The 11,071-nt window shown below is 67.7% G+C and carries 15 protein-coding genes; 10 read left to right on the top strand and 5 right to left on the bottom strand.

The window, feature by feature from the left end; translation table 11 throughout:
* A partial coding sequence (locus tag VFG33_RS18220; RefSeq protein WP_325054088.1) for an MFS transporter occupies positions 1–1,075 on the top strand: 1,075 nt, incomplete at its 5' end.
* 32 nt (positions 1,076–1,107) lie between these two features.
* Here VFG33_RS18220 and VFG33_RS18225 read toward each other — a convergent pair.
* The 3 genes from VFG33_RS18225 to VFG33_RS18235 form a co-directional block, all read right to left on the bottom strand.
* Positions 1,108–1,506, bottom strand: coding sequence for a hypothetical protein (locus tag VFG33_RS18225; protein WP_325054089.1), 399 nt, complete (start codon positions 1,504–1,506; stop codon positions 1,108–1,110).
* 67 nt (positions 1,507–1,573) lie between these two features.
* Complete coding sequence (locus tag VFG33_RS18230; RefSeq protein WP_325054090.1) at positions 1,574–2,377, bottom strand: deoxyribonuclease IV; 804 nt, start codon at positions 2,375–2,377, stop codon at positions 1,574–1,576.
* A gap of 54 nt (positions 2,378–2,431) precedes the next feature.
* Positions 2,432–2,938, bottom strand: coding sequence for an Lrp/AsnC family transcriptional regulator (locus tag VFG33_RS18235; protein WP_325054091.1), 507 nt, complete (start codon positions 2,936–2,938; stop codon positions 2,432–2,434).
* 94 nt (positions 2,939–3,032) lie between these two features.
* Here VFG33_RS18235 and VFG33_RS18240 point away from each other — a divergent pair, with 94 nt between their 5' ends.
* From VFG33_RS18240 to rplI, 5 genes are all read left to right on the top strand, one after another.
* Positions 3,033–4,253: an MFS transporter gene (locus tag VFG33_RS18240; protein ID WP_325054092.1), complete on the top strand. Its 1,221-nt coding sequence runs from the start codon at positions 3,033–3,035 to the stop codon at positions 4,251–4,253.
* A gap of 184 nt (positions 4,254–4,437) precedes the next feature.
* Positions 4,438–4,728 (top strand): 30S ribosomal protein S6, encoded by a 291-nt coding sequence (gene rpsF, locus VFG33_RS18245; RefSeq protein ID WP_325054093.1) that lies wholly within the window; start codon positions 4,438–4,440, stop codon positions 4,726–4,728.
* 92 nt (positions 4,729–4,820) lie between these two features.
* Positions 4,821–5,420: a single-stranded DNA-binding protein gene (locus VFG33_RS18250; protein WP_325054094.1), complete on the top strand. Its 600-nt coding sequence runs from the start codon at positions 4,821–4,823 to the stop codon at positions 5,418–5,420.
* Between the two features lie 73 nt (positions 5,421–5,493).
* Positions 5,494–5,727, top strand: coding sequence for a 30S ribosomal protein S18 (rpsR, locus tag VFG33_RS18255; RefSeq protein ID WP_012924539.1), 234 nt, complete (start codon positions 5,494–5,496; stop codon positions 5,725–5,727).
* 14 nt (positions 5,728–5,741) lie between these two features.
* Positions 5,742–6,188 (top strand): 50S ribosomal protein L9, encoded by a 447-nt coding sequence (gene rplI / locus VFG33_RS18260; protein ID WP_325054095.1) that lies wholly within the window; start codon positions 5,742–5,744, stop codon positions 6,186–6,188.
* A 110-nt stretch (positions 6,189–6,298) separates the two neighbouring features.
* Here rplI and VFG33_RS18265 read toward each other — a convergent pair whose 3' ends face one another.
* A complete protein-coding gene (locus tag VFG33_RS18265) occupies positions 6,299–6,574 on the bottom strand; it encodes a hypothetical protein (RefSeq protein WP_325054096.1) in 276 nt (91 codons plus the stop codon).
* Positions 6,571–7,971 (bottom strand): hypothetical protein, encoded by a 1,401-nt coding sequence (locus tag VFG33_RS18270; protein WP_325054097.1) that lies wholly within the window; start codon positions 7,969–7,971, stop codon positions 6,571–6,573. Before VFG33_RS18270 ends, VFG33_RS18265 begins: the two co-directional genes overlap by 4 nt.
* Before the next feature lie 248 nt (positions 7,972–8,219).
* Between VFG33_RS18270 and VFG33_RS18275 the strand changes: the two genes are divergently transcribed.
* From VFG33_RS18275 to VFG33_RS18290, 4 genes are read left to right on the top strand one after another with little or no spacing between them, the layout of a single operon-like run.
* Positions 8,220–8,858, top strand: coding sequence for a DUF6668 family protein (locus VFG33_RS18275; protein ID WP_325054098.1), 639 nt, complete (start codon positions 8,220–8,222; stop codon positions 8,856–8,858).
* Positions 8,859–8,876: 18 nt separating this feature from the next.
* Positions 8,877–9,143 carry a TrbC/VirB2 family protein gene (locus VFG33_RS18280; RefSeq protein ID WP_325054099.1) on the top strand — a complete coding sequence of 89 codons (267 nt, stop codon included), beginning with the start codon at positions 8,877–8,879 and terminating at the stop codon, positions 9,141–9,143.
* Positions 9,144–9,190: 47 nt separating this feature from the next.
* Positions 9,191–10,033, top strand: a complete 843-nt coding sequence (locus VFG33_RS18285; RefSeq protein ID WP_325054100.1) for a DUF8175 domain-containg protein — start codon at positions 9,191–9,193, stop codon at positions 10,031–10,033.
* Positions 10,033–10,911, top strand: a complete 879-nt coding sequence (locus VFG33_RS18290) for a TrbL/VirB6 family protein (protein WP_325054101.1) — start codon at positions 10,033–10,035, stop codon at positions 10,909–10,911. The genes VFG33_RS18285 and VFG33_RS18290 overlap by 1 nt, the downstream gene beginning before the upstream one ends.
* Positions 10,912–11,071 lie beyond the last annotated feature (160 nt).

The following is an 11,071-nucleotide window of genomic DNA, read 5'->3' on the forward strand; positions in this document are numbered from 1 at the left end:
CGCGGGGGCGGCGATCGCGCTGCCGTCGGGTTCGTTCATCGAGCAGCATCGCAAGCGGCCGGTGATGATCGCGGCCGACCTCAGCCGGTTCGTCGCGTTGGCGAGTGTGCCGGTGGCGGCGGCGTTCGGCGTACTGACTTATGCGCACTTGTGCGTGGTCGGCATTCTGCAGGCGGCGGCGCTGATCGGCTTCACGGCGGCGAGCGGTGCGCATCTGAAGGCGCTGGTTCCGGCGGACGGGCGGGCCGAGGCGAACAGCCGGTTCGAGTCGATCACCTGGACCACCCTGAGCATCGGACCGCCGGTCGGTGGCGCGCTCGTCGGGCTGATCGGAGCCACGGCGACGCTGGTGGTGGACGCCCTCTCGTTCCTGTTCTCGGCGGTCGGGATCCGTCGCATCCGGCAGCCGGAGCCGCCGGTCGAGCGGCTGGCGCAGCGGCCGGACCTGGGCTCGGGGTGGCGCTACATCCTGACGCATCGGGGGTTGCGGGCACTGTTCTGGAACTCGCAGTTGTTCGGTGGTCCGGTGATGATGATCACGCCGCTGCTGGCGGTCTTCATGCTCCGCGATCTGGGGTTGACGCCGTGGCAGTACGGGCTTGCCCTCGGTCTGCCGTGTCTGGGCGGGGTGCTCGGCGCGCAGCTGGCCCCGCGACTGACCCGCCGCTACGGGCTGCACCGGATGCTGCTGGTCTTCGGCGTACTCCGGACGCCGTGGTTGCTGTTGTTGCCTCTGGCAACACCCGGCATCGACGGCCTGGTCCTGATCGTGATCGCGGAGACAGCGCTGCTGGTCTCGGCGGGAGCGTTCAACCCCTCCTTCGCCACCTACCGGATGGAGGCCACCGAGGACGGATTCATGGCGCGGGTCGTCGCGTCCTGGTCGATCACCTCGCGCTCGGTCCAGCCCGCCTTCATGGCGGCAGGCGGCGCACTCGCAGCCCTCACCAGTCTCCGCACGGCGATGTTCATCGGCGCCATCTGCTGTCTGACCAGCGCCTTCATCCTTCCTTGGCGCTCAGGCCGAACCTCCACCCCGATCATCTCGTCGGCGGACGCCCGCCTAGCGGGCTAGAGGCAGCCGAGATCGTTTGACCGGCCGGGAGTTCAGGCGGGTGGTTTGTTGAGGTTGTGCATCCAGTAGGTGATGCCCCACGGCAGCAGCAACGCGAGGCCGCCCGTTTGGCGGTCCGGAATCAGAATGTCTGCCCCGACGGCGACCACGAGACAGATCGTCGACACCTTGAACAGATCCAGCTTGCCGATGACAGTCCGATCCAGCCGAACCCGCCCGAGAGCGCACGCCCCATACAGAACCGCCAACGCGAGAATCACGACCCCGGCCAGCCCGACTCCCACCCAGGCAGCCGCGCCGTACTCGTCCGCGCTCCGCGTCACATCGGACACCAAGAACACGCCGACCATCAAACTGAGCGCAGCGCACAACCAGAAGGTCCGCTTCGCATACCGCTCAGCCCGCTCGTCCCTGGGCTCCACAACCTCCATGCCCGGACGCTACCCCACCCCCACCAAGCGAAGGACCGGTCAGCCGCGGTAGCGCTCGGAGTACCGGTCAGTTCAGGTGGGCGCGCAGGTAGTCGATGTCTGCCTTCTGGCCGTGGTCGCCGTTCGGCGTCTCGACCACCACCGGCGCTCCCGCCGCCTTCACCACCGCGACGATGTCGGCCGGGTCGATCTCGCCTTCCTCGAAGTTGCTGTGCCGGTCCGCCCCTGACCCGAACGCATCCCGCGACCCGTTCGCGTGCACCAGATCGATCCGCCCGGTGATCGCCAGCACCTTCTCGACGATCGTCGGCAACTCCTCGCCTGCGGCGTGGAAATGGCAGGTGTCCAGGCAGAAGCCGACGTTCTCCAGGCGGTCGTTGCCGGACGCCTGAACCGCATCCCACAGCCGGGCGATCCGGTCCAGCTGGCGGGCCATCGCGTTCTCGCCGCCGGCGGTGTTCTCGATCAGCATCGGCACCGGCAGCTCGGCCCGCTCGACGCACTTGCGCCAGTTGTCGAACCCCGCCCCCGGGTCGTCCTCGTCACCGACGTGCCCGCCGTGCACGATCACACCCTTGACCGCAATCTCGGCCGCCTTGTCGAGCGTCTGCTGGAGCAGCTTCCGGCTCGGGATCCGGATCCGGTTGTTCGTATTCGCCACGTTCAACCGGTACGGCGCGTGCACGTACAGGTCGACGCCCGCAGCGGCGGCCCGGTCCCGCAGCGCCTGCTCGCCGTCGGCGTACGCGAGCTTCGGCGCCTTGTAGTCCTGTGGGTTGCCGAGGAAGAACTGCACCAGGTCGGCGCCCCGATCAGCCGCCTCGGCCAGCGGGTCTTCCTGATCAACGTGCGCCCCAAGCTTCAAACTCATGCCAACACCCTATGACCGCCCACCGACAATCCGGCAAGAAGTACGGCTGGGCACTCAGGACCGGCCACCCCAGCCCTCGGACCGGGTGACCGGACGGCTCTCCTGGACCGGCGGCTGCACCGGGCGCCCCTCGAACTCGGTGGACAGGACGACGTGGGTGTTCATCTCGCCGTGCTCGCCGAGCCGCTCGAAGAGTCCTTCCAGATGGCGCATCGAGGCGACCCGCACCCGCAGCATCGAGCAGGCGTTGCCGCTGAGCTTGTGGATCTCGAGTACTTCGGGGAAGTCCTCCGCCCGGGTCGTCTTGAGCAGACAGCGTCCCGTCGTGCACCGCATCTGCACGAACGCGGACAGCGGCTGCCCGGCCCGCGCCGGATCCACCTCGGCCCGGTAGCCGGCGATCACCCCGCTCTCCTCGAGCCGTCGTACCCGCTCCGCCACGGCCGGCGGCGACAGGTTCACCCGCCGGCCGAGTTGGTTGAACGACAGCCGCCCGTCGGCCTGCAGTTCGGCCAGGATCTGCCAGTCCGTCGAGTCCAGTTCGCGCTGCTGAAAGGTCATTCCCTCACAACACCTTCGAGATCGCTGGTCGGCAAGTCCGAACGCCGTTCCTTTCGCATTCAGTGCAACGCAACTCCTTCCTAGCGTTGATGCCATGTTGATTCCCGCCTCGCTGGTCCCCGTCGTCCTGGCCGCCGCCCTGATGAATGCGGCGATGGTGGCCGCGAGTGCCGTGAGCACCATCCTCATCGCCGACGAACTGACCCCCGGCCTGGCCGGCCTACCCAACACGGCAGGCGTCCTGGGAACCGCAGCGGGCGCTGTGGTCGTCGGTCGCCTCAGTGCGCGACTTGGCCGCGCTCAAGCTCTCCGGACCGGGTACTGCGTGGCTGTGGCGGGCGGTGCGCTGACAGTGCTGGCCGCTGCAGGAGCACCCGTGGTTCTCCTCTTCATAGGAATGCTCCTGCTCGGCGCCGGCAACGCCGCCGCTCTCCTGTCCCGGTACGCCGCTGCCGAGGCGGTTGCCCCGAACCGGCAGGCGCAGGCAATGAGCACAGTCGTCTGGGCCGGTACTGCGGGGGCTGCCGGCGGGCCGTTCCTCCTCGAGCCGGCCGAGCAACTCATGGTCTCAGTCGGACTCCCGCCACTCACCGGGCCGTTCCTGCTTGCTGTGGCTGCGGCATTCGGCGCCTTGCTGGCTGCGAGCCGGATCGCCCCGACCAGCCAGATCCCGGTGGACCTGGAGTCAGCCGACGAGGTAGGCGAGTCAACGGCGTCCCGTAGTACGACGCTGGTCGCCGCAGCGGTGATGTTGGTCGGACAGTTGGTCATGGTGGCTCTGATGACGTCCGTGCCCGTGCACGCGCATCACCATGGGCAGGGATTGGCTGCGCTCGGGGCCATGTTGTCTGTGCATACGTTCGGGATGTTCGCGCTGGCTCCGTTGACCGGCTGGTTGATCGACAGGTTCGGGCCCCGGCCGGTGATGATCGGCGGCCTTGCGACGCTCGCGGTCTCCGCTGTAGCGGTGGCAGGACCTCTTGGTCAGGCCTTCATCCCGGCTCTGTTCCTGCTCGGATACGGCTGGAATCTCTGCTATCTCGGCGGCAGTGCGGCCCTGACCAGGGCAGGCGTCGGAACGGCGGCCGCTCGGGCGAAGCGGGAGAGCCAGGTCGAGGCGTGGGTCTGGGGTGTCTCCGCAGTCGCCACCGCAGCGTCCACGCTGCTGTTCGCGGAGGGCGGCTTCCGCCTGCTGGCGATCATCTCGGTCGTCCTGGCCGTGCCTCTGCTCGTGATCGTGGTGCGTCTGCCGGATGTGAGCAGGCGGACACGGTCCGTGAAACTGGAGTGTGTCGGCGTGGCCGGTGAAGGCTGACAACTGCCCTGTGGATATGGTCAAGAGCAGGTCCAAGCGCTGGTATTCTGTCAGTGTTGGCCCGGTCCTTCGACCGGGCTGATTGCTTGACGCCGACGGCGATTGTCGGCGTGGAGCGCACCGCATCGCCCTCCTGCCACGGAGAGACCGTGGCCGCCAAGTCCGAAGGAGGTGGAGTTCGCGCATGCGTCGTTATGAAGTCATGGTGATCCTCGACCCTGAGCTCGAAGAGCGCACGGTGGAGCCGTCCCTCGACACGTACCTGAACATCGTCCGCAAGGAAGGTGGCACGGTCGAGAAGGTTGACATCTGGGGCCGTCGCAAGCTGGCCTATGACGTCAAGAAGAAGTCCGAGGGCATTTACGCCATCATCGACCTGACGGCCGAGCCGGCCGTCGTGAAGGAACTTGACCGTCAGCTCACGCTGAACGAGTCGATCCTGCGCACCAAGGTCCTCCGTCCGGACCAGCACTGATCCCTGGGGTCGTCAGCAGCGTCAATACTGTCGGCGCCAGCCGCTATTGATTGCTGTAGACACAGCCACACCCGAAAGCAGGAGGAACGGCAATGGCAGGCGAAACCGTCGTCACACTGGTCGGCAACCTTGTCGACGACCCTGAGCTCCGGTTCACCCCGTCCGGTGCGGCCGTCGCGAACTTCCGGATCGCGTCGACGCCACGGACCTACGACCGGCAGTCAGGTGAATTCAAGGACGGCGAGTCGCTGTTCCTGAGCTGCTCCGTCTGGCGGCAGGCCGCGGAGAACGTGGCCGAGTCGCTGCAGCGCGGCATGCGAGTGATCGTGCAGGGCCGGCTCAAGCAGCGGTCGTACGACGACCGTGAGGGCAACAAGCGCACGGTCTTCGAGATCGACGTCGACGAGGTCGGTCCGAGTCTGCGCAGCGCCACCGCCAAGGTGACCAAGGCCATGCGGTCCGGTCCCGGCGGCGAGGGTGGCGGCGGCGGGTTCGGCGGTGGCGGCGGCAATCAGGGCGGCGGCAACTCCGGCGGCGGCTACGGCGGCGGCCAGGGTGGTGGCGCCCCGCAGAACGACCCGTGGGCGACGCCGGCCGGCGGACAACAGGGTGGGGGCGGCCAGTCCGCCCCGCAGAACGACCCCTGGGCAGGTCAGGGTGGCGGCGGCTCGATGGAAGAGCCTCCGTTCTGATCTGTTGCAGGACAACAACCGAGTGACCATTCCGGCAGTAGCCGGGCTCTAGTAGTAGGAAGAGAGCACCACAATGGCCAAGATCATTCGGAAGCCGAAGAAGAAGGTCTGCGGCTTCTGCAAGGACAAGGCAACGTACGTCGATTACAAGGACACCGCGCTGCTGCGCAAGTTCATCTCGGACCGCGGCAAGATCCGCGCCCGCCGGGTGACCGGGAACTGCGTGCAGCACCAGCGCGATGTGGCCACCGCTATCAAGAACGCTCGCGAGGTGGCTCTGCTGCCTTACACGAGCACCGCTCGCTGAGGGAGGTCTGAGACATGAAGCTCATCCTGGCGCAGGAAGTCGAGGGCCTCGGAGCCCCCGGCGACATCGTCGAGGTCAAGGACGGCTACGGCCGCAACTACCTCGTACCGCGCGGTCTGGCCATCGGCTGGACCCGTGGAGCAGAGAAGCAGATCCAGTCGATCAAGCGGGCGCGTGACGCCCGGTCGATCCAGGGCAAGGAGCACGCGAGCGAGGTCAAGAACCAGCTCGAGCAGCTCGGCGTCCAGCTGGACGTGAAGGCGGGCGACACCGGTCGTCTGTTCGGCTCGGTCACCCCGGCGGACATCGCCGGTGCGATCAAGTCCGCCGGCGGACCGCTGGTGGAGAAGCGGGCGATCTCGATCGGTTCGCCGATCAAGACCGTCGGCAAGCACCAGGTCTCGGTGCAGCTGCACCCGGACGTGGCCGCCACCGTTCGCCTCGAGGTCGTCGCCGGCTGACGGCAGCACCTCACCAGCACCTCACAACGGCCCGTCTCTCCCCAGGGAAAGGCGGGCCGTTGCGCATGCTCCGGGCTGGTTGCTGGTTGCTGGTTGCTGGTTCGGCGCGGCTACTGCTGATCCGGTGCGGGCCAATCCACCGGCCCCGGATCAGTGGCCGTACCTCGGTCCGGGTTGGCCACCTTCGGCGGATCGACTGGCTTCGGGTCGGACCCTGAGTCAGTGCCCCCGAGCTCCTTGACCGAAGGCCAGTCGACCGGACCCGGATCGTCCGCCAGCCCAGCCGCGGCTGCCGCGAGCGGCGAGAAGACGAGCATCCCCGCAGTCGCGACCACCGGAAGCCATCGAGCCACAGCCGCCCGAGGCGTCGTACGGGGAAGCTTCATTTCTTGGCCAGGGCGTAGAGCACGGACGCATGGACGACGATCGCGCGATCACCCGCGATCCCCCACGGACGAGCGGTGTCAGCGGCCAGCGGGGTGACCTTGCCGCCCGGCGCGATCGCCACCGGCTTGCCTTCGACGTTGCCGTAGATCGTGGTCTGGGTGATCGACAACGGACTGAATCCCTCCACCAGCTTGGTCGTCCGGCTGGTGAAGTCGATCAGGCACTCGCCGTACGCCGCGACCTTCACGGCCTGGTCCGGCAGCCACTTCCAGCCGTCGGCCCGCCTGATGCTGACCCGCGGGCAGGCGGCCAGCACTGTGCCGTCGGCAGTCGAACTCACCGTCGGGATGACGTCGGTCGACTTGGCGATGTTCCAGATCACCATGGCCTTTCCGGGACTGGCCATCGCGACGTGGTTGATCGTGGTTGCACCCGCGGGCGGCTTGAGCGGCAACGTGACCAGGTCCTTGCCGGTCTGACTCCAGTAGAGCGGGCCGGCGTACCTCGCCAACAGGGCCTTGTCGCCCTCGGCCAGCAGCAGGGTCGACAGCCGAGGCTGGTTCTCCACCGGGTGCCACTCGCCGCCGCTGAGCACACTGGCCTGCTGATCACCGTGGACCGCGAGCGGCGAGGTCCCGAAGAATTGGATGTTGGCTCCGTCCGGCAGTTCGACCTCCGTCGACTCACCCCCGTCGCCCGGCCAATACAACAGGCTCTTGGGAGCGAGTACGGCGAGCACCGGCTTGGCGTCGATGGTCGTGTAGACAGGGTTCTCGGCACCCCTCGGCACCTTGTCCTGCCAGAGAACCTTGCCCGAACTGTCGAAGACGGCGATCTTCTGGTCCGGGGTGAGGATGGCCACCTCGCTGCCGTCCGGGGACACCGCAGGGGTCGACTTGTCGGCGAGGTCGACGGTCCAGGTCGCGGTCGCCGACCAGCCCGGCGGCACCGGCCGCGCCACGAACTGATCCGGTACAACCTTCGGCGCCGGTAGTTCGGGCAGTTTGTGTGCGACGGGTGGCGTCGGGTTCTTCGGGCCGGTGTCCCGCAGGACCAACAGATACACGGCTGTCACCCCGACCAGTACTACGGCCACTCCGGCGGCCACGATGATCGGCCAGATCGGTTTGTCGTTCTTGACCGCCACCTCGACGGCCTCGACCTGGCCGTCCGGATGGATCACCAGCGGCCAGGAAGCGCCGTCGGACTCGACCGCCGACGCCTTCACCGGACGGCCGAGCTGAGCTGCCCGCTCGGCCACCAGTGCGATCGCGGCCTGCCGTGGATCGTGGTGGTTCACCGGGTGGCTGCGGCCGGCGATCTTCACTTCGGCGTTGTGGTCGTCGTACAGCCGGATCGTCACCTTGGGCCAGGACGGGATGCCCTTGTCAGCCATGGCGACCTCTCATTCCAGCCACAGAACTCCCTCACATCGACCACCGTGGACGCCGCCGTTCTAGCATGTGCTCCGCCCGAAGACATGCTGGCCGCCCCAGGCATACCACCATGCGAGCCCGCTCGGCTCGTCTGACCCCGACAAGGGGGTAGAAACATCCTCGCCTGTGGATGGGTCACGCCGCGACACCCAGAAATTGAGACAATACTGTGGGCGACCGCCCCCGACATGCCGCGAGAGGAGGCGCGATGACGCAGCCGCAGCTGAACCCGTGGACCAGGCAACAACCGCCGAACCAGGGGGCGCAGCAGCCGGAGTCAGGCCCTCCACCGCAGTCGGCCGACGCGTCCCCGCGCGGACCCTCGGCGCCACAGCACGGAGTCCCCGCCCCGGCGGAGGACCAGCGGCTGCCGAAGTTCGCCATCCCGGCCGCGGACACGCTCTGGTGGGTCGGCGTGCACGGGGGCTCGGGCGAGACCACGATGGCGCAACTGCTGCCCGGCAGCCACGCCGCCGGCCATCGCTGGCCGATCCCGCCACCACCGGTGCCGACGCCGGTGGTGCTGGTCGCGCGCACCAACGGCTCCGGCCTGCGGGCCGCTCAGCGGGCTGCGATCGAGTGGGCCTCAGGTGTGGTCCAGGGCGTTGCGGTGCTCGGCCTGGTCCTGATCGCCGACGCCCCGGGGCGGCTGCCCAGGGTGCTGGACGACTTTGCCGACATCGTCGGCGGCGGGGTGCCCAGAGTGTGGGACATCCCCTGGATCGAGGAGTGGCGAAGGGGGGAGGATCCCACCCCTGAGAACACACCTGACGAGGTTTTCGAAGTCCTTGAGTCCATCTATGCTCTGCGCGCGTCGAACCCCGCGGACTACCCCGCCCCATACTGATGAAAGGCACGACCTCTCATGTTGGTCCAGTACATTTACCGCCTCCTGCCGCTCACCGAGGACCTGCCGGACGACGTCACCGACCGAGTCGACACGTTGGTCAGCTGGGTGACCACGATCGCGATCTCGATCTGCATCCTCGGTGTGATCATCGCCGGCGCGATGATGGCCATCGGCCAGCGTCGTGGTGAGGGTGGAGAGCACGCTGCCCGGCTCGGCTGGGTGCTGGCCGGCTGCATCGTGATCGGTACTGCGTCTGCGCTGGTCAACACGATCGTCGGATGACCACACCGCGCACCGCCCTGCTCGGTCCAACCGGAGACTGAACCACGATGGCGTGGTTCAGTGGACGCAACTCTCCCGATGATGACGCCAGTACTACGGACCCGGCCTTCGGCTGGGAGAGCCGTGGCTTCATCGCGTCGGCGATCGTCGTCGGAGCAGTCGTCGTCTGTGTCGTGGTCTGGCTGGTGGCGGGTGGTGGCGGCAACAACCCCACCGCGCAGCCCCCCGCGTCGCCGGACACGGTGGAGCCGACCGAGCAGCCCACGAGCCAGCCCACCGGACCGCCGGCCACCCCGGGTGAGCCGACGACCAGACCGACCCCTCCGCCGGTCAACACCGGCACAGGCGGTTGCAAGAACAAGACTCCGGATCTGCGCATCCCCCGCGCGGCCCCGCCCGCGGTGAGCTGGCAGTTCGAGACGGACATGCTGATTCCCCTGCAGGCGCAGGGCGGACCGGCCTCGACCGATGCCACAGGACTGCGGTCCTGCTTCGCCCACTCGCCGACCGGCGCCGTACTGGCCGCGATGGTGACGCTGGGCCAGATCCGCAACCCGGACCTGACCGAGTCCGTACTGCGGAGCCGGATCGCACCGGGTGTCGGCCGCACCCGGGCACTCAGTGAGGTCCGGTCCTCACCCACACCGCGCAACTCCGGTGAGACCTCGCAGTTCACCGGGTTCAAGGTCATCGACTACCTGCCCGACCGGGCGATCGTCTCGATCGCCGTCCGGCTCGATGCACAGAAGGTGGCATCGTTGCCCGTGACGCTGTTGTGGAGCGGCGGCGACTGGAAGCTCGTGCTGCAGCCCGACGGCAGTTTCAACGGTGAGGTCGCGCCGGACGTACTGCAGTCGCTCGAGGGCTACGTCCGGTTCGGGGGCGCGTGATGATCCCGCTCGGCTGCTCCGCGGCGCCCTGGGACTGGGGCGACTGCATCTCCCAGTACCTCGGTGACGCTTTGGAATGGGCCATCGGCAGCACCTTCAAGTTCCTCTTCGACGCCTTCAAGCAGGTCGTGATCGAGGCGGTCGAGTCCGTGATGAAGGCGGTCGGCACGCTCTGGATCGACATCGACACCCCGGCCTTCGGCAACAACAGTGCGGTCGCGTTCGTGCAGCAGCGCACGTTGTGGATCATGATCCTGGCGGCCACCCTCGCGATGATCATCGGCGGCGTCCGGATGGCGATCTCGCAGCGCGGCGAACCGGTGCGCGACATCGTGAAGAGCCTGCTCACGATGGTCGTGGTGTCGACCGCCGGGGTCGCCATCGCCTCGACGCTGATCCAGATCTCTGACGCGTTCTCCGAGTGGATCGTCGACCAGGCGCTGGAGGGCTCGACCTTCTCCGAGAAGATCGGCGAGATCCTGGTCAACCCGCTCAAGACCGAGGGCGTCGGACTGATGCTCGTGATCGTGATCGGCATCCTGATGGTGATCACGTCGCTGGTCCAGCTCGCTCTGATGGTCGTCCGCTACGGGATGCTGATCCTGCTCGTCGGGGTGCTGCCGCTGACCGCGTCCGCGACGAACACCGAGGCCGGCATGGCCTGGTTCAAACGGGCGGTCGCCTGGCTGGCCGGGTTCATCCTGTACAAACCGATCGCCGCGATCATCTACTCCGCCGCGATCATGTCGATCGGCTCGGCCGAGGGCGAGCCCGACGACGTGACGCTGCCCGTCATCACCGGCCTGACCATGATGGTGCTCTCGGTCGTCGCACTGCCCGCCATCCTGCGCTTCGTCTCCCCGCGGACCGGGAGCTGACATGCTCGCACTGCTCTGCGACGACGGCTGGGACCAGTGCATCAAAGACTTCCTGATGGATGCCCTAGAACCCGCAGTCGAGGCGATGATTGCATTGATCTTCGATCCCATTCTCAGCGCGCTGGCCGAGGCCGTCGGCACCGTGATGGGGGCCATCGGC

Origin of the sequence: Kribbella sp., from assembly GCF_035687465.1 — a bacterium.
GTDB lineage: Bacteria > Actinomycetota > Actinomycetes > Propionibacteriales > Kribbellaceae > Kribbella.